We start from the raw sequence: 21,945 nt of genomic DNA on the forward strand, positions 1-21,945 counted from the left end.
GCACCGATACCGCCACGTATGGCCACCGAGTGGAAACTCTTCGCCGACCTCGCCGAACGGGCGGGCGACAAACACGTAACCGTCGACGCGGCGCCCGGCGACACCGTCAGGGACGCGCTCGACGCCCTCCTCACTGACCGGCCCGAACTCGAGGGCCGCGTGCTCGACGAGGAAGGGGACGGGCTCCGATCCCAGATCAACGTCCTGCGCAACGGCACGAACGTCCGCGAGGAAGAAGGCCTCGAGACGGAGCTCGAGGAGGGCGACGAACTGGCGCTGTTCCCGCCGGTCAGCGGCGGATAGCTGACCTCGTTCGTCAGGGAGTAAGATCGATGCCGAGCACGAAGTCCGGCTCTTCGGAGATGCCGACGCCGGCGTAGGGCGCGTCGGTGACGTACCGGGGCGTTTCGGGGATCAGCACGCGCGTCTTGTCCGCGCCGCAGTCGGCCGCGTCGCGAGCGATCGCGGCGAACAGCGCCCGCGCGGCGTCGACGCTGTCCCACGCGCCGACGCCGTACTCGGCCCAGGTCTCCGTTTCGGGGTCGGTGTCGGCGTCAGCGCTCGAGTCACCGTTATTCTCATCGTCGGCAGCCGAGTGGACCTCGCGGTCGTACGTTCTGGACCGGTACGCGGCGCCCGCCAGTCCGTCCTCATCCTCGACCGCGAAGACGACGCTCTCGTCTGCAAGTCGGTCGAAATCCTCGCGCGTCAGTTCGCGGACGGCCCACGATTCCTCGGGGGCGAGTCCGAGGCCGTCGAGGTGCTCGCGCGCGTCGCTGTGGGTCCAGTAGCGCCACGCGGCCGTCGGATCGCTCGAGACGCGATAGCCGTCGAGCGCCGCATCGAGGTCCGCGTCGGTTGCGGGGTCGGGCTGTGCGAACCGGAACTCGGTGAGCGGCTCGTACCCGTTGGCCCGCGTCGCGCCGAAGGAAGCCGCGTTCCACGAGAAGATCATCACCCGCGCGACGGTCGCGCCGTGTTCGCGGGCCCATTCGAAACACGCCTCGTTGAGCCGGGTGCTCACGCCCTCGCGGCGGTGCTCGGCGGCGACGCGCATCCCCTGGAACCAGGCCTCGTCCTCGGAGAGCATCACCGCCTGTACGATCCCGGCGGCCTCGCCGTCGATTTCCGCGAGGAAGGTCTTCTTGCCCTGACCGGGTTCGTCCTCGAGCCAGTCGTGGTAGATCCGCGGGATGTAGTCGCCGCCGCGGTCGGTCCAGATGTCGCCGGTGAAGTCGACGACGGCCTCGTAATCGTCGTGTGTCGCTCTGCGGATGTTCATGATTCGTCTTCGATTACGTTCGTCGGTCGCGGGAGAGCACCCACCCGAGTCGGCTGGCCGGGCGGGAACGAAAGGGGCTGGCGCGCTCGTTGTGTGAGACGACGCGAGCACCGAACGGAGCGAGGTGCGTGGTTCGAAAGGCGCTTTGCGCCTTTCGTCATCACGAGAGAGCAAAGCTCTCTCGAACGACAGCGAGTCGCAACCAGCGAGCGCGTCAGGGGCTTTCGCCGTGTTTGCTGTCGATCCGTGATTCGTCATTCGTCACTCGAGCGAGAGCGTCTCCTCGAGAGAACGATCTGGACGACGAGGCGTTACTCCCAGGGAACGGAGCGCTCCTGCAGTTCGCCGGCCAGCGACGTGCTCATCGCCTCCTCGACGTTCTCGCTGTTCGCGAGCGCCCACATCAGTTTGACCTTCGCGGTGCCCGGCAGCGTGTCGCCGGCCTCGATGACGCCGGCGTCCAGCAGGTCGCGTCCGGTGTCGTAGACGCGGTCGCAGACCCGGCCCTCGAGACACTGGCTGGTCATGACGACGGTCGTCCCGTCGTCGATCAGTTCCTCGATGCGCGGGATGAGGTCCGTGTGGACGTGCCCGAGACCGGTTCCCTCGATGATCAGGCCCGCCGATCCCTCGACGACGTCTAAGAACTGGGGATCCATGCCGGGGGTGAATTTGAGGAGTTCGACGCCTTCCTCGAGTTCGGGCTCGATCTCGAGGTCGGTTGCGCCGCGCTGCTGGTAGTCGCGGTGGAACTCGATCTCCTCGGTTTCGTAGTCGACGGTGCCCAGCGGCTCCGCGCCGACCGTCTCGAAAGCGTCGCGCCGGGAGGTGTGGTTCTTCCGGACGCGGGTTCCCCGGTGGAGCGCGCAGACGTCGTCGCTCTCGGAGCCGTGCATGCAGACCAGCACCTCGGCGCAGTCGCTCTTGGCTGCTTCGACGGCCGAAACGGCGTTCATCACGTTATCGGAGGACGGGCGGTCCGCCGAGCGCTGGGAGCCCGTGAAGACGATCGGGACCGGCGTCTCGAGCATGAAGGCGAGCGCGGCGGCGGAGTACTGCATCGTGTCGGTGCCGTGCATGACGACGACGCCGTCGGCGCCGGCCTCGATCTCCTCGTGAACCGCCTCGGCGAGTTCCTGCCAGATCGGCGGCTCCATGTTCTCCGAGAGGATGTTCGCGACGACGCGGCCGCGGTAGTTCGCGCGGCCCGCCAGATCGGGGACCGCACGCAGCACGTCCTCGGCGTCGAACTGCGCGGTGACGGCGCCGGTGCGGTAGTCGACCGTCGAGGCGATCGTCCCGCCGGTCGAGATCAGCGAGATCGTCGGTAGCTCCTCGTCGAACTCGATCTCGGAGGTTGCTTCGTCGTCCTCGTCGGCGCCCATGGAGTCGGTGCCGTCGATCTCGTAGACGTCCTCGGCGAGCACCTCGACTGCGGCCTCGTCGCGGTCGACCCCGACGTTGTAGCCGCCCTCGAGTTTCACCACGAGGTGGTCGTCCGTACTCGAGGGGAGCACGACGCCTTCGTACGTGCGATCTTCGCGGTCGACCCGAACGCGATCGCCTGGATTCATGCGCCAGTGTTGCGCGCCGTCGGACTTGAAGGCACGCTTTCCGTTCCGTTCTGTTCCGTTTCCGTCGCGGCTGGCCCGCCGAAACCGTCAGCGCGGTCGGAGCGACGCCGACGCGTGCGCCGCTGCCGACGGTACGACGATCCCGACCGCGATCAGTCCGAGGCCGGTCAGGACGAGGAGACCGACGATCAGGGCCGTCAGGAGCCGGATCGTCTCCATCGTCTCCGTCCCGAACTCGAGTCGCGGATAGAACCGCCGCGCGAGCGAGAGCACCCCCACCCCGAGCGCGATCACGAGGACGCCCAACGCGATCAGTTCGACGTTCACCCGTTTCGCTACCAGCGCAGTCGTGATAAAGTGTCATCACGTCAGCTGGGTCCGCTACTGTCGGACTGTACCGCTTTAATCGCCGGCTTCGGGGCAGTTACGCGATCGGACACGCGGGGAAAGGTCCATGACCTCGGCGGCCGTGGACTGTCGTATGAGCGACCGTTCGGACGAGGTCACCGAGAGCCGGCGGGACGAGGACGCCCGCTCGCCCGAAGACGTCCTCGCGGAGACGGAGCGACTGCTCGAGGAGACCGGAAGCGGCAGCGAGGGCGAGAGTGGAACCGGCGCGGCCGCAGACACCGGTTCCCCCTCGTCCGGACGGTCACCGTCCGAGTCACTCGAGGACTCGTTGGACGGAGGGCTCGAGTCCGATCCGCTTGCGAGCGAGTCAGCAGATGCGAGCGCAGCTGCAGGGACGGACACCGGGGCACCGACCGCCGACGCGGACTCGGGGTCGAGGCTGCCGTCGTGGATGCCGTTCGGCGGGTCGTCGAGTGCAACTGCACCCGCCGGCCGGCGCTCGTCGCTTCGCGACCGCCTCACGCCCTCCCTCTCGCCGAGTCAGTACTTCTCGCCGAAGGGGTTCCTGGCGATGCTGGCGCTCGTCGGCGCCGGTCTGCTGGTCGGCTGGACGGTGCTCCCCGTCGCCGGCCGGATGATCGGCATGTTCGCGACGGCCTTCCTCGTCGGCCTGCTGGCGTCGAAACGGCGCTACCTCGAGATGACCGCCGCCGGCGTCTCGGTCGGCGCAGTCTCGTCGCTGGTAACCCACGCCTTTTTCGCGGTTGCGGGGTCGGCCCAGGCCGTCCTCGCGGTCGGCGCGACGGTCGGGCTGGTCGCCTCGCTCGTCGGGTACTACTTCGGCCGCGACCTGCGCGACGGGCTGGCTCGCGATATCGAGTGAAAGCGTCCACCCCGTCCGGTTCTATCTGCGATTTCGCACTGCCCGCCGTCGTGAGATCCGGACCGTAGCATCGCTCCGCTACCACCGAAACCAACCCCAGACCTCACGCGTCCGTCTCGGTCGTCAACTCCCAGCCGCGTTCGGTCCGCCGGACGATCCCCTCGTCGGCCATCGACTCGAGGAGTTCCGCGACGACCTCGCGGGGAGCGTCGATCTCCTCGCTCAGGTCCCCGACCGACTTCGGTTCCGATCGAATACTCGCCAGCAGATCCGCGTAGATGCGACTCTCGGGGCCGGCGCCGACGTTTTCGGAAATCTGATCGAGCACGTCGCAGAGCCGCCCCTGCACCCACCGCTGGGCGAGCGAGAGTTCGTTCTCCAGTTGCTCGAGGTCCTCGAGCGCGCGCAGTAACTCGTCTAAGTCGTCGGTGTCGCTCCAGGAAACGTCCAGCGTGAGGTGTCGACAGGTCGTGATGTCGAAGCTACTGTTCGCGGGATAGGCGCTCTTGCTCGCGAACCCGTAGGGTGAGACGTTCACCTCGAGCCGGACGTTCCGGGCGATGTGGAAGTACTTGCGGCGCTGCTCGTCGACGTGGCTCTCGATCAGGCCCGCGTCCTCGAGCTTGCGCAGGTGTTCGATGACCGCTTTCGGACTCACTCCCAGATATTCGGATATCTCGGTTACGTAGCACGGTTTGCGAGCGAGTAACCGGAGAATTCGCCGCCGGTTTTCGTTCCCCAGTAAATCCAACAGCGCGGCGGAGTCCATCGCCGGAGCGTATGATGTCGGCGCTGAAAAGGGTGTCTGCTCGTTCCGGGGGTTACTTCAAACCGTTCGTCCGCGAGAGCCGATATCGCCGGAGAGAGTACAGCGAACGGTGCTACTAGTTCCCGCGGTTGCCGGTGGGATCTTAGCTGTCGTTGTTTCCGTTGTCGGCGCTGTTCCCGCCGTTTGCATTGTTCCCGCCATTTGCACTGTTCCCACCGTTCCCGTTGGGACTGCTCTCACCGCCGGTACCGTTGTCGCTACCGTTTCCGTTCTCCCCGCTCGTGGAGTCCGGGGTTCCAGTCCCGCCATCCGACGGTCCCGAGGAGTCGGCCGGTCCGTCGTTGTCGCTATTTTCCACCCCATTGCCGGCGTTCGACCGATCGCGCTCGTGATCGGGACCGCTCCCGTTCGCGGAGTCAGCGCCGGAGCCGTTTCCCTCGTCGTCGCTCGAGTCGCTGTTGGCCGGATCGCCACTGTTCGCATTGCCGTTGCCGGTGTTCGAGTTACCGGTGTTGGACGGCCCCCGGTCTGCATCGGGTGCCGCTCCGTTGTCAGCATCTGGCGGCCCCTGACTCCCGGCGGACGGATTACCAGCCTGTCCTGGCGTCTGATCCCCGAGTTGACCGGGCGGCGTCTGATTGCCAGCCTGCCCCGGCGGCTGGTTTCCTGTCGCCTGCTCCGACGGGCCACCGGTTCCCCCGCCCGGAGTAGCCGCGTTCGGGCCGCGGTCGGCAGGCGGTCCGCCGGGCTGGCGCTCCAGTCCGGGGATCCCCTGTGCCGTCGCCGTAACGTCATCGTCGGCGAGTGCAGACGCGTTCGACCGGAGCGTTTCGAGACGCTCGTCGTCGACGCCAGCCTCGGCAGCCCGCGACTCGGTTTGCTCGATCGATCGCTCGAGCGCCGAAATCTCGACCGCGAGCTTCGTCATCTGCGCCTGATACGCGCCGGTTCGGTTGTCGGCGGACCGGAGCCGTTCGCGTTCGGCCTCGAGCGTTTCGAGTCGCTCCTCGAGGTCGTCGACGCGGTCGGCGACGATCTCGTCGCGTTGCTCGGCGGCCGCGTTCTCGTACGTGGCTTCGAACATGCCGGACTCGATCGAATGCTCGGCGTCCGCGGCGGTCGATTGCATGAACGTCGTAACGGTCGCGTTCGGTTCGCCACCCCCTGAATCGGCGTCACCGTCGGCGACGTTCGCGAGCGCGCCGCTGGCGGCCGGCGCAACCGCGAGACCGAGGACGACGGTGACGGCGAGAAGACCGACTACCCGAGTGGAGGTCATCGACCGATCCTTACGCCGAATCCACTAAAAAGTCGAAGCTTTGTTCGGACAGTTTACGAATCGAATTGGCGGACCGAGAACCGTTTTGAGTGTTTAATCGGCGCGCAGACGCGCTCGATTGCGCTCCAGATCGATCGGTGAGTACAATCGAGAGCGGAGAAAGTCGAGGCGATTAGTCGGCCACCACGGCGCAGGTAACGCTCAGTTTTCGTTCGTCCGTAGCCAGTCAAACCGACCATTCGGTCACCGTTCTGACGGATCAGAGAGTCGGAAAGACCGTTGATAGCGATACGGTTTAAATCTGTTCGCAAATAGTTATATCTCGCCAGTCCGTGTGCCTAGTTAGCATGTTCGAAGTGTTCTCACGGAGCTACTATCTCGGTCGTCTCTACGTGACCCCGACCGATCGGGATCGCGCACTCATGCAGCGTGAGCAACACGAGCGGATCAACGAGGAGGTCTACACGAGCGGCGAGGGCCTCGAGCCGCTGGATTCGCCGCTGGTGATGAAACTCGAGTCCCAGCACTTCCCGGTCCACGGCGACGAGGGCGTGCCGGCGAACACGCTCGCGCTCCCGGAATCGCTGCTCGAGGGCACGGAGATCCGAAACCCGCCCACCCTACGGGAGGTGTTCCTGGCGCGGCGCGAGCGAGCGCGACAGTTGCTCGAGTACGCCGGCGGCTGGGAGCCGGGACCGTCGGCGGTGCCGGATACTGACGATTATCCGAGTGCTGGGACCTGAGTACCCGACCGAAGTCGGAGCTGAGCGCGGAACCGGGACCTAGAAGTACGCTCGCCTCACGCTTTCGGTCGGATGTTCGACCTCGACGCGTTGCTCGGCCGCGCCGAACTCAAGGAGCGCATCGACGAACTCGAGGACGAGACCGAACGACTGCGCGAGCGCTACGAAGCCGAGTCCGAACGCCGAGCCGATGCCGCACGAGCAAGACAGGAAGCCGAGGAGGAACTCAACCGACTCGAAGATCGGATCGCCCAACTCGAGGGCGAACTTGAACAGGTCGACGACGACGGTCCCAGCGGCGTCACGGTCCGGCGACGCGAGCGCCTCCGCGGACGGCGACTCGAGGACGTGCTGGATCGGCTCGAGACGCTCCGCACTGACGCCGAGGGCGCGCTGACGACCGTCATCGACGAGGACGCCGACCGGGACGATCTCGACGGCGACCTCACCGACCTGCTGGGCGAGCGAACCACCCTGCTCGCGGACGCCGCCCCCTGCGTCTGCTGCGTCGACGACGCCGGCCTCGTCTCGGTCGCACTCGAGCCGCCGGTCCTTCCCGACGACCGCGAACTGGGCTGGAACGACCGGTTCAGCCTCGAGCGCGAGTGGTTCCTGCCGACCGGCCGCTACGCGCTCGCGCTGGTTCGGACCGACCTCTTCGCGCTCGGGATCTACGAGGACGGCGAGCGAGTCGACTACCGCGGCTTCGAGAGCGACGTGAAGGGCAGCCACTCGAAGGGCGGCTTCTCGCAGGCCCGCTTCGAACGACTCCGCAACGAGCAGATCGACGAGCACTTAGACGAGTGTCGGGAGACGCTCGAGGCGTCCGTCGGCGCGCAAGCAGGCGACGCAGCCGTCGACCGACTCTTCCTCGTCGGCCAGCGCGGCGTCGTGGACACGCTGGTCGAGGAATCCGGGCCCGCCCTCGAGCCCGACGCCACCGCCGCAGTCGACGCGACCGGCGATCCGAAGCCAGCGCTCGAGGACGCCCATCACTCGTTCTGGACGACGGACCTGCACGTACTGTGAGCGGCCGGAAACTCCGCCGGCGGTCGTCACGCCTCGGCGCCATTGAGTCGCTTTAAGTGCCGGCTCGTCCATCTCGTCGATATGGCAATCGCGATTCTCGCCCACGAGAAGTTTCCCCACCGGGCAAAGACCGCACTCGGCGTGCTCCGATACGGCGACTACGACGTCGCCGCCGTGTTAGACCGCGACAACGCCGGCAAGCGCGTCGCCGACTTCGTTCCCGACGTGCAGGACGCGCCGATCGTGGCGGGCACCGACGACCTCGAGCGCGACGAGATCGATACCCTGCTGATCGGCATCTCCCCGATCGGCGGCGAGTTCGACGAAAGCTGGCGCGAGGACGTGGAGACGGCTCTCGAGTACGGCTGCGACATCGTTTCGGGGCTGCACTACTTCCTCGCCGAGGACGAGGAGTTCGCCCGCCTGGCCGAGGAACACGGCTGCGAACTGCGAGACGTGCGCAAGCCGCCCGAGGACCTGACGGTCAGCGAGGGCGTCGCCGGCGAGGTCGACGCCGAGGTGATCCTCACCGTCGGCACCGACTGCTCGACCGGCAAGATGACGACGACGATGGAACTGGCCCGCAACGCCCGCGACGCGGGCTACGACGCCGCCGTGATTCCGACGGGGCAGACCGGCATCATGATCGAAGGCTGGGGGAACCCGATCGACCGTGTCGTCTCGGACTTTACGGCCGGCGCCGTCGAGGAGATGATCCTCGAGAAGGGCGACGAGCACGACTACCTCTTCGTCGAGGGGCAGGGCAGCATCGTCCACCCCGCCTACTCGGCGGTCACCTGCGGCATCCTCCACGGCGCGATGCCCGACAAACTCGTCCTCTGCCATAACGCCGGCCAGGAAGCCATCCACGGCTACGAGTCGTTCGAACTGCCCGCGGTCTCGACCTACGTCGATCTCTACGAGAGCCTCTCGGCCCCCGTCAGCGACGCTGAAATCGCCGCGGGCGCGATCAACACCTCGAGTCTCGAGGACGACGACGCGGCCGCGGACGCGGTCGCCGAATACGCCGACGAACTCGACGCACCGGCGACGGACGTCATCCGCTTCGACACCGACGACGTGCTCGAGGCGCTGCTCGAGGGCTGATCCGCGATGGCAGACTCGGACCCCGCCCTCGAGACGAGCTTCGAACGGCACGCGCTCCCCCTCGAGCACCCGTTCGGCATCTCGCGCGGGACGCGATCCGAAACCGAGGCCGTGACGGTCCGCGTCGAAGACGGGGACGGGAACGTGGGAATCGGCGCCGCCGGCCCCTCCGCGCACTACGGGGAGACCGCGGCGACCGTCGAGGCGGTGCTGCCCGACCTGCTGGCGGTCGTCGAGGAGGTCGGCGACCCCCACCAGCTCGCGCGGATCGAACGCCGGATGCGCGAGACGGTCGAGCGCAATCCGGCCGCGCGGACCGCCGTGAGCATCGCCTGCCACGACCTCGTCGCGAAGCGACTCGAGGTACCGCTCTACCGGTACTGGGGCCTCGACCCCGCCGAGACGCTCGAGACTTCCTACACGATCGGCCTCGACGACCTCGAGACGATGCGCGAGAAGACCGAAACGGCGCTCGAACGCGGCTACGGCCGGCTCAAGGTCAAGCTCGGCACCGACCGCGATATCGAGATCGTCGAGACGATCCGCTCGGTCGCGCCCGAGGTCGACCTGTTCGTCGACGCCAACGAGGCCTGGACGCCCCGCGAGGCGGTCTCGCGGATCGAACGGCTCGCCGAGTACGACCTCGAGTTCGTCGAACAGCCCGTCCCCGCGGAGAACCCCGAAGGGCTGCGGTTCGTCTCCGAGCGCTCGCCGCTCCCGATCGCGGCCGACGAGTCCTGCGTCACGCTCGAGGACGTGCCGCGGATTGCGGACCGCTGTGACATCGCGAACCTGAAGCTGATGAAGTGCGGCGGGCTGCGGGAGGCCCGGCGGATGATTCACACTGCACGCGCGCACGGCCTCGAGGTCATGTTGGGCTGTATGACCGAATCGAACGCCTCGATCGCGGCGGCCTGCCACCTCGCGCCGTGTTTGGACTACGCCGACCTCGACGGCGCGCTGTTGCTCGCCGAAGACCCCTACGACGGCGTGCCGATGCCCGACGGCCGGATCGATCTCGAGGGGCTCGATCGGTCGGGAACCGGCGCGCGGCTCGAGTAGCTGCGAGTTCGACTCTACCCGCGCTTTCGGTCAACTGACCGTACTGTCGCTCCGACCGGCAACACGGTTTTACGGCGATCGGAGGTGTGCGACACGCTGCTATGGCAGACGAGAGCGACAGGTCGGCGGACGCGGACGAATCGGACGGGTCGGTACCCACGCGACGTGCCGTACTGAAAGCCTCGAGCGGTGCGCTCGCGCTTCCGGTAGTGGGGGCCGGGAACGTACAGGCTGACGACGGCGACGGCAGCGGTGGGCTGCTCGACGCCCTGCCGATCGACGGCGCCTGTCCCGACGCCACCATCGAGCCGAGCATGGGCCACTGCGAGGGCGCGACGACGGCGGGCTGCGCCGACGACCACCCGGCGACGGTCGAGCTTCGGGAGGCCGTTCGCGAGTCGCTCGAGACGCGGTATCCGACCGCGGGGACGCTCATCGACGCGGGGTACAAACCCTACTTCGACACGCTCGAGCGCGGCGACGATAGCTGGTCCCACTGGATCAATCCGGCGTTCATCGGCGACGCGACGGTACTGGATCCCGACCGGCCGGAGTCGGTGCTCGTCGACAACCAGTCCTGGCGCTCGATCGGCGTCATGTTCATCGCGACCGGAAGCGGCGAGGCGATCGAGCCCCCGCCGCCGGTCTACGACGGCGACGAGGCCGTCTGGCAGGAGCAACAGGTCGACGAATACGTCGTCGACGAACAGCAATCGGCGGGAGACACCGGGACGAGTGACGGTAGCGACGACAGCCACGACCAGCAGCCCGACCGCTGTTCTCCCTGGCACTACCACGCCGGCCTCCCCGGCCGCGCCGCGTGGTGGTACTACCAGCAGGTCTACGGGCAGGAGTACGAAGACGGGACCCTCTCGGTCCCGTGTCGAACTCCCTGCATGCTGCACGTCTGGTCGGTCGACCACCCCGAGAGCGTCTACGCCCACGACGCGCCGCCCGAGGAGTATCGAACGCAGGAGCCGGCCGACGAACCGGGGTTCGAGACCGACGCCGAACCCGGCACCGACGAACTCGGCTGGGACGTGGTTCCCGACAGTCTCGTTCCCGAACGCCCCGAAGAGCGCTCGTTCCTCGAGTTCCGTCGATAAGCGCCGTCCATTCCTTACCTCGAGACGTCGGGTTTGCTCTCGAGCCAGCCCCATTCCTCGAGTGCGATCAGAATCCGATCGACAGCTTCGGGGACGGACTGCCGGTCGGTGTCGATCGTCACCTCGGCGTCCGGCTCGTCGAACTCCCGGTAGACGACGTGGACGCCCTGCTCCGCGATCGGATCCGCCCGGGTTCGGTTGCGCTCGAGGCAGGTCTCGAGGCTCGCGGTGACGTGGACGACTCGGACCTCGGGAAGCGTTCGAAACTGCGTCTGCCACTCGCGGCGGTAGAAGGTGCCGTCGACGAGCGTGATCTCGGCGGTTGCGTCTCGGGCCCGTTCGTACAACTGGTCGTAGGTTCGACTCGAGAAGTCGTCGGAGTGGAGGGTTTCGACGGCAACGGGGACGTCGCGGGTCTCGAGTCGCTCCCGGACGCGGTTCGTCAGCGTCGTTTTACCCGCGCCCGGCGGCCCGCAGATGACGACGATCACGGTAGGCCGGTCGTAGCGCTCGCACGCACTAACAGTATGTGATCCGCGACTCGAGTTCGATCGCGACGCAGTTGCCGGCCGCGTTAGCGCCAGGTCGGCTCGCCAGCCCCCGGCGCGTCGCCCTCGCCGTCAGCGCCGGAATCCGGCCACGAATGCGTCGGCTCCCAGCCGAGCACCGCGGCCGCCTTCGCGTTCGAGAGCGCCGCCTCCTTCCCCTCGAGGGTGCAGTCGGCCGGCAAGTCGCCGCAGATCGCCTCGACGAGTTCGGCGGTCGGCCGGCCCAGGTAGTTCTCGTCCGCGACGCAGTGGAAGGCCTCGTGGCCGTCGCGGTCGGCCGCCAGCGCCGCTTCGACCAGCCGGGCCATATCGCGAACGTCGACGTAGGATCCGAAGTCGCCGCCCGACTCGACGGTCGTCAGATCGGAGTCGTCCTCCGCCGGCCGCGCCCGCGCCTTCTCGGGCGTGAAGATCGTCGCCGGTCGGATCGTCGTGATCGAGACGTCGTACCGGCGGGCCGTCGCTCGAGCGATCGCCTCCCCGCAGCGTTTCGACAGCCCGTAGGAGTCTCCGGGTCGCTGCTCGTGGGCCTCGTCGATCGGCAGGGCGTCGGGTTGCCACTCGCCGCTCGCGAACAGCGCGCCGTAGGCCGCCTGCGAGGAGCTCCAGACGACGTCGATCCCCTCGCGGCCGGCCGCCTGCAGGACGTTGTACGTGCTCGTCACGTTGTTCTCGAAAACCCGCGTCGCGGGGTTGTCCAGTGGATCCGAGATCGCAGCCAGGTGGACGACCGCGTCGGGCTCGACCTCGCAGATCGTCTCCCACGTCGGCGCCTGTTCGGTCAGGTCCACGGCCCGAAAGTCGGCGTTGGCCCGGACGCCGTCGGGCTGCTCGAGGTCGACGCCGACGACGTGCGTGCCGCGGTCGGCGAGCCGGTCGATCACCCAGGATCCCACGTCCCCCGTTGCACCCGTTACGAGGGCCGTTTCGACGTCGTGGTCGAACTCCGGCTCGAGGTCCGGTGTCGATGCCGAAACCGATGATTCGTCGGCCATACCGCCCGTCCAACGCTCGGCCACTAAACCGTGTGTCTACCTCTCGCTGGCCGTGAACGAATTCTACCGACGATAGTTCGATGAGAAAAGCCTAGGCCGGGATTTGAACCCGGGCTCTCGTCCTTACCAAGGACGCGCTTTACCGCTAAGCTACCCAGGCGCGCATTCCTTCGTTGTCCGGAGTCGACTTTATGGGTTTCGATTGCCACCGGGCGTGGGGCTCAGTACCGGGGCACGGATCACCACTCGAGAGCGAGCGCTACCGAAGCACGTACCACCAGAAAATCAAAGCACGCTCAACCGGGCGACTACGGATCCGTCGCCGACGTCGCACGGTCCGTCGGCCCGTCCTCGAGCGACCGATCGTCGAACTCGAGCGGCCGGTCGTCGAACGGCTCCTCGCTGACTGCCGGCTCGAGCGCAGTCAGACACTCCGCGGCCGGCGGGAAGGCGGTGCCGGCGCTGGCGGCGAGATCGTCCGCGAGCGCGAGCAGTCGAGTGGGGGGCGAGCGGCCGGCGGCGGCCGCGCCGGTCTCGACGGCGAGTTCGAGGATGTCCCGCTCGAGGTTGGCGTCGATCGCCGCGGGGTCGCCGCTGCCGTCCGCGGCGACCTCGTCGCGGCTGGTCTGGTCGCGGCCGAACGCCTGGACCGTTCGGACCGCCTTGTCCGCGGCGTCGGTTCGCGCGAGCAGGTAGAACCCCCGCGAGACGAGGATGTCCGCGGCCAGAATCTCGAGGTCGCTCTCGATGGCGTCCTGGTCAGGGTGAGACTGCGCGTCGTCCTCGTCGCCCTCGATCCTTCGCCAGGGCTCTTCGTGGGCCAGCGTGCGCGTGAGCCGCAGGCCTTCGTAGATGAGTTGGACGCCGGCCGCGTGCGTGACGAGGGCGTCCGCTGCGGTTTCGGCGGGGTCGCTCTCGAGGGCGGCGGCGTAGCGCTCGGCTGCGGACGAGCGGGGGCCGTCGGCGTCGGCTCCAGTTCCCGTCCCGGCTCCGGAGGCGCCGGCGGCCCCGGCACTGCTGGACGCTGCGATGGCGGCGCTCGCGACGGTGAGTGCGCCTGGAACCATCGATGCACCGTCGAGAACGGATTCGACGAGATCGTGCAACTGCGGTGGTTCGACGTCCGCAACGGCTTCGCGGGCGGCACGCCGACAGTTGTCGGCCGTTTCCATTAGCGGGGGGTTACGACGGAGGAGGCAAAGACCTTTGGAAACGCCCGGTCGTTATTCGCCCGACCGGACCGCCGTCATTTGCGGACCGACCGCACACTTGCCACCCAAATCGACGATACCACCCCTGAGTAACAGCATGTTGTGAGATACCAACCCTCGAGCACTCTCTTGTGGGGACCGAGAGAACACGAGAGTATGCCCGAGACTGTGTTTCTACCGGGAGAGCGCGTCGATCTGCGACCGATCGAGGAGGACGACCTCGAGTTCTTGCAGACGACGATCAACGATCCGCGGGTCTGGCGCGGGATCGGCCGCGCGAGACCCGTCAACGGCGCACAGGAACGCGACTTCTTCGAGAACGTCGTCTGCGACGACGACAGCATCAACCTGTTAATCGTCGCCGACGCCGAGCCGGTCGGCACGATCGGCTTCCACACGATCGAGTGGGAGGCCCGCCGGGCCGAGATCGGCTACTGGGTCGCCCCCGAGCACCACGAACAGGGGTACGGCTCGGAAGCGACGGCGTTGCTCGTCGAGTACGGGTTCGACCAGCTCGGCCTCCATCGCATCGCCGCCCGCGTCTTCGAGTTCAACGAGGCTTCGCAGGCGCTGCTCGAGTCGGTCGGGTTCACGCCGGAAGGTGTGCACCGCGACGCCGAGTTCATCGACGGGGAGTTCCAGGATACCCACTGGTACGGCCTGCTGGCGGACGAGTGGCGGGCGCAAAAACACGAGTAACGACAGCGAGAACGGGGACGGCAAGTTCTCGAGTGGCTGTCCGACTGCCGGCGACTCAGTCGAGCGGCTCCGGCGCCGGCGGTACATCGCGTTTGTGCTCGCTGCGCTCGTACATCGTCCGGACTCGCTCGACGGTCGCTTCGTCGACCTCGAGCAGGCGGGCGGTCGCGGCGACCGATAGCGGTCCGTCGACGTGGGTCGCGAGGATCGAATCGAGCGTCTCGTAGCTGATTCCCAGTTCGTCCTCGTCGGTCTGGTCGGCCCACAGCTCCGCCGTGGCCGTCTTAGCGGCCAGTTCCTCGGGGACGCCGACGTGGCGCGCGAGTTGGCGGACCTGTCCCTTGTAAAGGTTGCCGATCGGGTGGCAGTCGACGGCGCCGTCGCCGTACTTGGTGAAGTAGCCGACGGCGGCCTCGCTTCGGTTCCCGGTGCCGACGACGAGTCGGCTCTCGTGGTTGGCGACGAGGTAGTTCAGTACCGCCCGGACGCGCGCTCGCGCGTTGCCGACGGCCTCGCGATCGCCCTCGGCCTCGGGGTAAGCCGAGAGGAGTTGGTCGACGATCGGCTCGATTTCGATGACGTCGTAGGCGATATCCAGCTCCTGTGCGACCCGCTCGGCGTCGCTCATATTGCCCTCGCTGCTGACGTGGGCCGGGAGGACGAGCCCGTGGACGGTTTCGGGACCGAGCGCTTCGACGGTGAGATAGCCCGTGAGCGTGCTGTCGATGCCGCCGGAAAGTCCCAGTACTGCGCCGTCGGCCCCCGCTGCGTCGACCTGTTCGCTGATGAACTCCGTAATGTGCTCGCGCCGCTGTGCTAGTTCTGCATCCGAGAACCGAAGGTCCAGCATTTGTCAGCAATAGGGGCGGCAGCGCCAAATAGCCTCCCCTCGAGCCGAAAAAGTGGACGGGCGGTCGGTTCGGCTCGGTAGTTGATCGAGAACGCTACGTTGAAGTGGAATCGGCAGTTAGACTGGAGTAAGCGCCGGTGGTGAGCAGTTCCGTCGGAACTGCGAACTACGGCGCACAAGCGAACGAAGTGAGTGCCGTGCGCCGGTGGTCTAGTGGTAGGACATGAGCTTCCCAAGCTCATAGCCCGGGTTCAATTCCCGGTCGGCGCACTTTTCAGCTACCGAGGATCGATTCGGTGAGCGGTACGTTCGTCGATCGCTACCAGTTGACTCGAGTGACGGAGGCCTCGAGCGACAGGTATCCTGTTCCCGAACGGAAATCCGCAGACGTGGGGCGATTCACCGTACCATACGGCGATCGATTGGAAAGTCATAAGACGCCCACCGGCCAAGAAAGCAGTGTAAGCCCGGGTGGTGTAGTGGCCCATCATACGACCCTGTCACGGTCGTGACGCGGGTTCAAATCCCGCCTCGGGCGTCTTCTTCCGAATTCACATCCGCCAGCGGGGCGTCTCGTCGCCGAGCGACGCGTGAATTCGGAGACCGGTGACAAAGGGATGTGAAGGCGGGAACAGCGTCGCTGCGACCGAGGTTCACATCCCGCCTCGAGCGTTTTCTGCTCCGATCTACGTCGGATAGTCGCTCGTAACGCCCGGGTGAGAGGTCTTGGTGACGACAACGTCGACGTCACCGGCGCACAGCTTCCGCGACGAGAATGGAACGCGCTCCTCGAGTCGATCGGGTTGCTGATCGACGCCAACACCACCAATCGGTCGATCAGCCGATGTCGATGCCGCAACCGTTCGGGGCGGATTCTACGTCCGTCGGTGCGGAACAGAACCCTTAAGTCTCTCACCGGGGAACGACGTATTGCAAGCCCGGGTGGTGTAGTGGCCCATCATACGACCCTGTCACGGTCGTGACGCGGGTTCAAATCCCGCCTCGGGCGTCTTCTTCCGAATTCGTATCCGCCAGCGAGGCGTCTCGTCGCCGAGCGACGCGTGAATTCGGAGACCGGTGACGGGGGATTTGAAGGAGGGAACAGCGTTGCTGTGACTGCGGTTCAAATCCCGCCTCGGGCGCTTTTTCGAATCGATCTCACGGTGAGTCCCCACAGTGGTAGCAGCGAGATTGTACCGGCGAGTTGGGTCACGGACTGAAAGTCATCGGTACCACACCGCAGGTATTCGTCGGTTGGCGATTTCGCAGGCGAACGGCCTCGAGACGGAATTCACTGCCGAGAGCGAACCCCAGCATCGAGTCCGAGGCATCGGGCGCGACGGCGAGAGTCCGCGTCGGACCGTCTCCGTTCGGCCCGAAATATCGCCGGAAACGGGCCATCAAGCTTAATTATCGTATATGACATGGGTACGTATGCAAACTCCAGGAGACGGCTCGTCGGACGAGTCGTTACACCGACGGATATACGATCGGCTGCGGAGCCGCTACTTCTTCAAGGTCGGCGCGGCGATTCTCGTGTTGACCGTCGTCCTGCTCGGTGCGGGCTATTTCTCGTTTACGCAAGCCCAGGCGAGCGTCGAGGGGGACGCGGAAGAAACCCTCCTCAACGCCGCGGAACGCGAAGCCGATGGGATCGACAAGTTCGTTCAGGATCGGAACGACAACACCGTGGAGATCTCCAATAGTGTCAATCTCGCTAACGCGGACAAAAGCCAACTTCGGGCGTCGTTACGGACGTACCGCGAGGCGCTCCCGGACAGCGTCCACGCGATCCACTACTACAGCATGGAAAACGACGAGATCGTGGTGAGCACGCAGTTCAACGAGGAAGGCGACACGGTCGATGAAGCGACGCGTCCCTGGGCGGTCGATATAGACGCGTTCGACTCGAGCGGCGACGTGCGCTCGTTCGAGCCGTACGACGTCGACGGCGAGAAGCGGATCGGGTTCATCAGCCCGGTCGCCGGACAGGACGACCACGCGATCGTCCTCGTGATCAATCTCGGGGAGCGCAGCGAACTCCTGACGTCGCCCATCGACGGCGGCGAAATCGAGGTCGTCGCGACGGACGGTCAGATTACGCTCGCCGAAACCACAGGGACGATCCTCAACGAATCGTTCCTGATGGGAGAACTGCCACACCTGGAGGAAGGCGCGCTGCACCCCCGCGTCGATCAGGTGACGGCCGAAAACGACGTCGTCGGGGACGATCAGGTCGTCGTGGCGACGGTGCCACTCCAGGAGAAAGACTGGGCCGTGACCGTCATCGCACCCCACAACGAGGTGTTCGATACCGCCAGCGCGGTCAACCGGAACATCCTGTTGCTGATCGGGATCTCGATCGTCGGCTTCGTCGGCGTCGGCGCGGTGATCTCCCGGGACGTCAACAACTCCCTCGAGGAGATGACCGGCTACGCGGAAGCGATCGAGGATGGGGACCTCGAGGTCGACATCGAACAGTCCCGGACCGACGAGTTCGGCCAACTCGCCGGCCTGTTCGCGCGGATTCGGGACACGCTGCAGGAGCGGCTGACCGAAGTCGAACAGCAGGCCCAGGAAGCAGAACAGGCCCGCGAAGCGGCCGAGGAATCGAAGGCGGAAGCCGAGCAAGCCAAGGCCGAGGCCCAGGAAGCCAAAGCGGAAGCCGAAGCCCTGAGCCAGCACTTAGAGGAGAAGGCCGACGAGTACCGGGAGTCGATCGAAGCCGCCGCGGACGGGGACCTCACGCGCCGACTCGAGACGGCCAGCGAGAGTCAGGCGATGGCCGAGATCGGCCAGGCGTTCAACGAGATGCTCACGGACATCGAGGCGATGGTCGTGCGCATTCAAACGGTCGCCGCCCAGGTCGACGAGAAGAGCTCCGAGGTCACCGCCTCCACCGAAGAGATTCGCGCCTCGAGCGGCGAAGTCGCCGAGAGCATCGAGGAGATTTCGGCCGGCGCGGAAACCCAAAACGAGAAGCTGACCACTGCGGCGGCGGAGATGAGCGACCTCTCGGCGACCGTCGAGGAGATCGCGTCCTCCTCGAACACCGTCGCCGAACAGGCCGATCAGGCCGCCGAACGCGGCGAAGAGGGGAAGACGGCCGCGAGCGACGCCGTCGAGCAGATGGACCAGATCGAATCCAAGGCTGTCGACACCGCCGAGGAGATGGCCACCCTACAGGAGGAGGTCGAACGCATCGGCGAGGTCGTGGAACTCATCGACCAGATCGCCGAGGAGACCAACATGCTCGCGCTGAACGCCTCGATCGAGGCCGCGACCGCCGGCGAGGCCGGCGACGGATTCGCGGTCGTCGCCAACGAGGTCAAATCCCTCGCCGAGGAGACCGCCGAAGCCACGGAGGAAGTCGAAGACCTCGTCGAAACCGTCGAAGCGTCGACCGAGTCCGTCGCCGACGACATGTTCGAGATGCGCGACGGCATCGAGGACGGCCGGGAGACGATCGATCGGACCGTCGACACCCTCGAGTCGATCGTCGACTCGATCGACGACGCCAACGCGGGTATCCAGTCGATCAACGACGCGACCGACGATCAGGCCGACTCCGCACAGGAAGTCTCCTCGATGGTCGACGATATCGCGGCCGTCAGCGAACAGACCGCCGACGAGGCACAGAACGTCTCCGCGGCCGCCGAGGAGCAAACCAGCGCCATCAGCCAGATCTCCGACAGCGCCGAGTCCCTCTCGGAGCGCGCCCAGGAACTGCAGTCCCTGACCGCGCACTTCGAAACGGAGGCGGACGACGACTCGACCGAGTCGGCCGACTCGGAGACGCTCGTTGCGGTCGACGACTGACGGGCGCGGTCCGTTTCACGCGGGGCCGGTACATACCGTCGCGCACTCGAGAATGACGCGCCGGCGGCGGGATGAAACACAACCCTTAAGTCTTTCACCGGGAAACGACGTATTGCAAGCCCGGGTGGTGTAGTGGCCCATCATACGACCCTGTCACGGTCGTGACGCGGGTTCAAATCCCGCCTCGGGCGTCTTCTTCCGAATTCACATCCGCCAGCGGGGCGTCTCGCGCTGAACGATGCGTGAATTCCGAGACTGGTGACGAAGGTATTTGAATAGTGGGCGGCGTCGCTGCATCCGGCGTTCAACGCCCGTCTCGACGGTTTTCGAGGATCCGGTATCGGTCGTGAGCGGCGCTGCTCGTACTTCTACTGCCGGTTGCAGCGTTCGATCACGCACCGCCAAGATCGACGCACGGCGTCCGATCAACTTACGTACCGGTCGCGTCATCATTCGAGCGCGAATCACACGTCGCCCCCGACCGATCCTATGACGAACTCGATTACCGTCCTCGTCGTCGACAACGAGCCCGGCTTCGCGACACTCGCCAAGGAGATGCTCGAGCACGAGCGCGAGTCGATCGACGCCGTCCCGGCGACCAGCGCCGACGAGGCCCTCGAGTTGCTCGACCAGCGCGCGATCGACTGCATCGTGAGCGACTACGAGATGCCGGCGATGAGCGGTCTCGAGCTGTTAGAGCGGGTTCGCGAGGACGACCCGGATCTCCCCTTCATCCTCTTTACCGGGCGCGGTTCGGAGGAGGTCGCCAGCGAGGCGATCGCCGCGGGCGTGACCCAGTACCTCCAGAAGGGAACCGGCGACGAGCAGTACACCCTGCTGGCCAACCAGATCACGAACGCCGTGTCCCAGTACCGGGCCGAGACGGAACTCCGGGAGAGCGAACGCCGCTACGAGCGGACGCTGACGACGCTCCACGAGACGACGCGGGACCTGATGCGAGCCGAGAGCAAGACCGAAATCTACCGGTCGGCGGTCGACACCGCCGGCGACATCCTCGACGTGCCGCTGGCCGTCGCCTACGCGTTCGATCCGACCGACGGCTGCCTCGAGCGCGCGGCCGCGACCGACTCGCAGACGCTGGCCGAACCCGTGACGACGATGCAACGCGGCGAAAGCCGAGTCTGGAACGCGTTCTCGGAGGGCGACAGCGCCTACTACGAGGACCTCGAGTGCGACGACGTCCCGGAGGCTGCTCGGGACGTGGAACCGTCGCCACAGACCGACCGCGGCCGGAGCGAACTGATCGTCCCGCTCGGCACCCACGGCGTGCTGATCGCGCGGACGGAGGACGCCGACGGGTTCGACGAGATGATGACCGAACTCCTGCACATTCTGGCGGCCAACACCGAGGCCGCGCTCGACCGGGCCGAGCGGGAGCAACTGCTCCGGGATCGCGACCGGACGCTCACCCGGAAGAACGAGGAGTTGACGCGGCTCAACCACATCAACGAGATCGTTCGCGAGATCAACCACGGCGTCGCGCAGGCCGCGACGCGCGAGGAGATCGAATCGATCGTCTGCGAACGCCTCGCCGACACCGACCGCTATCGCTTCGCCTGGCTCGCGACGACCGACGACGAGCCGCCCGAACCGACCGCGTGGGCCGGCGTCGACGCCACCTACGTCGATCGAATCCGGGACGGCGGGGCGTGCGCACCCGAAATCGAACTCGTGGAGGAGACGCTCGAGGCGAACGGCGTTCGGGTCGTCGAGAACGTCCTCGAGGCCGACGCCTGGAGCCAGCGTCGAAAGGAGGCGCTGACGTACGGCTTCCAGACGGTGCTGGCGGTCCCCCTCGTCGACGACGAGCGACAGCACGGCGTGCTGGTCGTCCACGTCGGCGGCGTCGACGCGATCGGCGACGGCGAACGCGACGTGTTAGGCGAACTCGGCGAGACGATCGGCCACGCGATCCGGTCGGTCGAACGGACGCGCGCGCTGTTGACCGACAGCCGGCTCGAGCTCGAACTCCGCTGTACGGATCCGCGGCTGTTACTTAACCGACTCACCGAGCGCGTCGACGCCCCGATCGCGCTCGAGGGAGTCATCGACCGCGGCGACGAGATCGTCGCGTTCGTCAGCGCGCCGACGACGGCGGCGATCCCCGAACTCGTCGCCGACAAAGCATCGGTCACGAGCGTCTCGGCGGTCAGCGACGGCGACGACGAGTCCCTCTTCGAGGTGACGGTCGAACCGACGCCGTTCTTCGAGATCCTGCGGGGGTACGACGTCGCGTTGCGAACCGCGGTCGGCGAGAGTGGTGCGACGACGCTGACGCTCGAGGTGCCCCAGCGCGTCGAACCCCGGTCGCTCGTCGAATCGATCGCCGAGGCCTATCCGGAGACCGAACTCGAGGCGCGCCGCGAGACGACGACGCTCTCGGCCCGCCAGCTCGATACCCACCTCGAGGAGCAACTGACCGAGAAACAACTCGAGGCGCTGCAGGCGGCCCACTACAGCGGCTTCTTCGAGTGGCCCCGCGAGAGCACCGGTGAGGATCTGGCCGCGACGCTGTCGGTCTCGGCGCCGACTTACCACTACCACCTGCGAGCGGCCCAGCGGAAGCTGGTGTCGCTGGCGTTCGACGGCGACTCTAGTTAATTAGTACTCCAATCGA

19 protein-coding genes and 5 tRNA genes are annotated in these 21,945 nt (G+C 66.5%); 14 read left to right on the plus strand and 10 right to left on the minus strand.

Annotation, left to right across the window (positions count from 1 at the left end; genetic code table 11):
- Positions 1 to 18 precede the first annotated feature (18 nt).
- A complete protein-coding gene (locus tag ATJ93_RS15100; RefSeq protein WP_120245484.1) occupies positions 19 to 303 on the plus strand; it encodes a ubiquitin-like small modifier protein 1 in 285 nt (94 codons plus the stop codon).
- A gap of 13 nt (positions 304 to 316) precedes the next feature.
- On the opposite strand, the gene ATJ93_RS15105 is transcribed toward ATJ93_RS15100, so the two are convergent.
- The 3 genes from ATJ93_RS15105 to ATJ93_RS15115 form a co-directional block, all read right to left on the minus strand.
- Positions 317 to 1,282 carry a GNAT family N-acetyltransferase gene (locus ATJ93_RS15105; RefSeq protein WP_120245485.1) on the minus strand — a complete coding sequence of 322 codons (966 nt, stop codon included), beginning with the start codon at positions 1,280 to 1,282 and terminating at the stop codon, positions 317 to 319.
- Between the two features lie 311 nt (positions 1,283 to 1,593).
- Positions 1,594 to 2,856, minus strand: a complete 1,263-nt coding sequence (gene gatD, locus ATJ93_RS15110; protein WP_120245486.1) for a Glu-tRNA(Gln) amidotransferase subunit GatD — start codon at positions 2,854 to 2,856, stop codon at positions 1,594 to 1,596.
- An 87-nt stretch (positions 2,857 to 2,943) separates the two neighbouring features.
- Positions 2,944 to 3,183: a hypothetical protein gene (locus ATJ93_RS15115; RefSeq protein WP_120245487.1), complete on the minus strand. Its 240-nt coding sequence runs from the start codon at positions 3,181 to 3,183 to the stop codon at positions 2,944 to 2,946.
- Between the two features lie 154 nt (positions 3,184 to 3,337).
- On the opposite strand from ATJ93_RS15115, the gene ATJ93_RS15120 reads away from it, so the two are divergent.
- On the plus strand, positions 3,338 to 4,090 hold the full coding sequence (locus ATJ93_RS15120; RefSeq protein WP_120246023.1) for a DUF456 domain-containing protein: 753 nt from the start codon (positions 3,338 to 3,340) through the stop codon (positions 4,088 to 4,090).
- Positions 4,091 to 4,193: 103 nt separating this feature from the next.
- Here ATJ93_RS15120 and ATJ93_RS15125 read toward each other — a convergent pair whose 3' ends face one another.
- Both ATJ93_RS15125 and ATJ93_RS15130 read right to left on the minus strand, forming a co-directional pair.
- The gene (locus ATJ93_RS15125) at positions 4,194 to 4,859 is read right to left on the minus strand and encodes an ArsR family transcriptional regulator (protein ID WP_120245488.1); all 666 of its coding nucleotides are present in this window, start codon (positions 4,857 to 4,859) and stop codon (positions 4,194 to 4,196) included.
- Positions 4,860 to 5,001: 142 nt separating this feature from the next.
- Positions 5,002 to 6,138: a hypothetical protein gene (locus ATJ93_RS15130; protein ID WP_120245489.1), complete on the minus strand. Its 1,137-nt coding sequence runs from the start codon at positions 6,136 to 6,138 to the stop codon at positions 5,002 to 5,004.
- Between the two features lie 347 nt (positions 6,139 to 6,485).
- On the opposite strand from ATJ93_RS15130, the gene ATJ93_RS15135 reads away from it, so the two are divergent.
- From ATJ93_RS15135 to ATJ93_RS15155, 5 genes are all read left to right on the plus strand, one after another.
- On the plus strand, positions 6,486 to 6,881 hold the full coding sequence (locus ATJ93_RS15135; RefSeq protein ID WP_120245490.1) for a DUF5802 family protein: 396 nt from the start codon (positions 6,486 to 6,488) through the stop codon (positions 6,879 to 6,881).
- A gap of 72 nt (positions 6,882 to 6,953) precedes the next feature.
- Positions 6,954 to 7,910: a Vms1/Ankzf1 family peptidyl-tRNA hydrolase gene (locus ATJ93_RS15140; protein ID WP_120245491.1), complete on the plus strand. Its 957-nt coding sequence runs from the start codon at positions 6,954 to 6,956 to the stop codon at positions 7,908 to 7,910.
- A gap of 81 nt (positions 7,911 to 7,991) precedes the next feature.
- Positions 7,992 to 9,017: a DUF1611 domain-containing protein gene (locus ATJ93_RS15145; RefSeq protein WP_120245492.1), complete on the plus strand. Its 1,026-nt coding sequence runs from the start codon at positions 7,992 to 7,994 to the stop codon at positions 9,015 to 9,017.
- 6 nt (positions 9,018 to 9,023) lie between these two features.
- Positions 9,024 to 10,079 carry a dipeptide epimerase gene (locus tag ATJ93_RS15150; RefSeq protein ID WP_120245493.1) on the plus strand — a complete coding sequence of 352 codons (1,056 nt, stop codon included), beginning with the start codon at positions 9,024 to 9,026 and terminating at the stop codon, positions 10,077 to 10,079.
- Between the two features lie 101 nt (positions 10,080 to 10,180).
- Entirely contained in the window at positions 10,181 to 11,185 is a 1,005-nt protein-coding gene (locus ATJ93_RS15155) for a hypothetical protein (protein WP_120245494.1), read from the plus strand.
- 14 nt (positions 11,186 to 11,199) lie between these two features.
- Here the strand turns inward: ATJ93_RS15155 and ATJ93_RS15160 are convergent, their stop codons facing one another.
- The 4 genes from ATJ93_RS15160 to ATJ93_RS15175 form a co-directional block, all read right to left on the minus strand.
- Complete coding sequence (locus ATJ93_RS15160) at positions 11,200 to 11,676, minus strand: ATP-binding protein (protein WP_120245495.1); 477 nt, start codon at positions 11,674 to 11,676, stop codon at positions 11,200 to 11,202.
- 83 nt (positions 11,677 to 11,759) lie between these two features.
- Entirely contained in the window at positions 11,760 to 12,728 is a 969-nt protein-coding gene (locus tag ATJ93_RS15165) for an NAD-dependent epimerase/dehydratase family protein (protein ID WP_120245496.1), read from the minus strand.
- An 88-nt stretch (positions 12,729 to 12,816) separates the two neighbouring features.
- Positions 12,817 to 12,888: transfer RNA gene (locus ATJ93_RS15170), tRNA-Thr, on the minus strand.
- A gap of 148 nt (positions 12,889 to 13,036) precedes the next feature.
- Positions 13,037 to 13,900, minus strand: a complete 864-nt coding sequence (locus ATJ93_RS15175; RefSeq protein ID WP_120245497.1) for a DUF7114 family protein — start codon at positions 13,898 to 13,900, stop codon at positions 13,037 to 13,039.
- Positions 13,901 to 14,095: 195 nt separating this feature from the next.
- Here ATJ93_RS15175 and ATJ93_RS15180 point away from each other — a divergent pair, with 195 nt between their 5' ends.
- Complete coding sequence (locus ATJ93_RS15180; RefSeq protein WP_120245498.1) at positions 14,096 to 14,638, plus strand: GNAT family N-acetyltransferase; 543 nt, start codon at positions 14,096 to 14,098, stop codon at positions 14,636 to 14,638.
- A gap of 55 nt (positions 14,639 to 14,693) precedes the next feature.
- Here ATJ93_RS15180 and ATJ93_RS15185 read toward each other — a convergent pair whose 3' ends face one another.
- Positions 14,694 to 15,488: an NAD+ synthase gene (locus ATJ93_RS15185; RefSeq protein ID WP_120245499.1), complete on the minus strand. Its 795-nt coding sequence runs from the start codon at positions 15,486 to 15,488 to the stop codon at positions 14,694 to 14,696.
- 199 nt (positions 15,489 to 15,687) lie between these two features.
- Here ATJ93_RS15185 and ATJ93_RS15190 point away from each other — a divergent pair.
- From ATJ93_RS15190 to ATJ93_RS15215, 6 genes are all read left to right on the plus strand, one after another.
- A tRNA-Gly gene (locus ATJ93_RS15190) sits at positions 15,688 to 15,758 on the plus strand.
- 195 nt (positions 15,759 to 15,953) lie between these two features.
- Positions 15,954 to 16,026: transfer RNA gene (locus tag ATJ93_RS15195), tRNA-Asp, on the plus strand.
- Between the two features lie 398 nt (positions 16,027 to 16,424).
- Positions 16,425 to 16,497: transfer RNA gene (locus ATJ93_RS15200), tRNA-Asp, on the plus strand.
- A 425-nt stretch (positions 16,498 to 16,922) separates the two neighbouring features.
- Positions 16,923 to 19,307, plus strand: coding sequence for a methyl-accepting chemotaxis protein (locus tag ATJ93_RS15205; protein WP_120245500.1), 2,385 nt, complete (start codon positions 16,923 to 16,925; stop codon positions 19,305 to 19,307).
- Between the two features lie 118 nt (positions 19,308 to 19,425).
- A tRNA-Asp gene (locus tag ATJ93_RS15210) sits at positions 19,426 to 19,498 on the plus strand.
- 298 nt (positions 19,499 to 19,796) lie between these two features.
- Complete coding sequence (locus ATJ93_RS15215) at positions 19,797 to 21,929, plus strand: bacterio-opsin activator domain-containing protein (RefSeq protein WP_120245501.1); 2,133 nt, start codon at positions 19,797 to 19,799, stop codon at positions 21,927 to 21,929.
- Positions 21,930 to 21,945: the final 16 nt, after the last annotated feature.

Source organism: Halopiger aswanensis, assembly GCF_003610195.1.
In the GTDB taxonomy this organism is placed as follows: Archaea; Halobacteriota; Halobacteria; order Halobacteriales; family Natrialbaceae; genus Halopiger; species Halopiger aswanensis.

What these genes read in the sequence shown, in the direction of transcription:
- ATJ93_RS15120 (WP_120246023.1), top strand. Translation starts at nt 3,338, where the DNA reads ATGAGCGACCGTTCGGACGAGGTCACCGAGAGCCGGCGGGACGAGGAC.
- ATJ93_RS15135 (WP_120245490.1), top strand. Translation starts at nt 6,486, where the DNA reads ATGTTCGAAGTGTTCTCACGGAGCTACTATCTCGGTCGTCTCTACGTG.
- ATJ93_RS15140 (WP_120245491.1), top strand. Translation starts at nt 6,954, where the DNA reads ATGTTCGACCTCGACGCGTTGCTCGGCCGCGCCGAACTCAAGGAGCGC.
- ATJ93_RS15150 (WP_120245493.1), top strand. Translation starts at nt 9,024, where the DNA reads ATGGCAGACTCGGACCCCGCCCTCGAGACGAGCTTCGAACGGCACGCG.
- ATJ93_RS15105 (WP_120245485.1), bottom strand. Translation starts at nt 1,282, where the DNA reads ATGAACATCCGCAGAGCGACACACGACGATTACGAGGCCGTCGTCGAC.
- ATJ93_RS15130 (WP_120245489.1), bottom strand. Translation starts at nt 6,138, where the DNA reads ATGACCTCCACTCGGGTAGTCGGTCTTCTCGCCGTCACCGTCGTCCTC.
- ATJ93_RS15205 (WP_120245500.1), top strand. Translation starts at nt 16,923, where the DNA reads ATGCAAACTCCAGGAGACGGCTCGTCGGACGAGTCGTTACACCGACGG.
- ATJ93_RS15180 (WP_120245498.1), top strand. Translation starts at nt 14,096, where the DNA reads ATGCCCGAGACTGTGTTTCTACCGGGAGAGCGCGTCGATCTGCGACCG.
- ATJ93_RS15165 (WP_120245496.1), bottom strand. Translation starts at nt 12,728, where the DNA reads ATGGCCGACGAATCATCGGTTTCGGCATCGACACCGGACCTCGAGCCG.
- ATJ93_RS15100 (WP_120245484.1), top strand. Translation starts at nt 19, where the DNA reads ATGGCCACCGAGTGGAAACTCTTCGCCGACCTCGCCGAACGGGCGGGC.
- ATJ93_RS15185 (WP_120245499.1), bottom strand. Translation starts at nt 15,488, where the DNA reads ATGCTGGACCTTCGGTTCTCGGATGCAGAACTAGCACAGCGGCGCGAG.
- ATJ93_RS15145 (WP_120245492.1), top strand. Translation starts at nt 7,992, where the DNA reads ATGGCAATCGCGATTCTCGCCCACGAGAAGTTTCCCCACCGGGCAAAG.
- ATJ93_RS15155 (WP_120245494.1), top strand. Translation starts at nt 10,181, where the DNA reads ATGGCAGACGAGAGCGACAGGTCGGCGGACGCGGACGAATCGGACGGG.
- ATJ93_RS15175 (WP_120245497.1), bottom strand. Translation starts at nt 13,900, where the DNA reads ATGGAAACGGCCGACAACTGTCGGCGTGCCGCCCGCGAAGCCGTTGCG.
- ATJ93_RS15125 (WP_120245488.1), bottom strand. Translation starts at nt 4,859, where the DNA reads ATGGACTCCGCCGCGCTGTTGGATTTACTGGGGAACGAAAACCGGCGG.
- ATJ93_RS15215 (WP_120245501.1), top strand. Translation starts at nt 19,797, where the DNA reads ATGACGAACTCGATTACCGTCCTCGTCGTCGACAACGAGCCCGGCTTC.
- gatD (WP_120245486.1), bottom strand. Translation starts at nt 2,856, where the DNA reads ATGAATCCAGGCGATCGCGTTCGGGTCGACCGCGAAGATCGCACGTAC.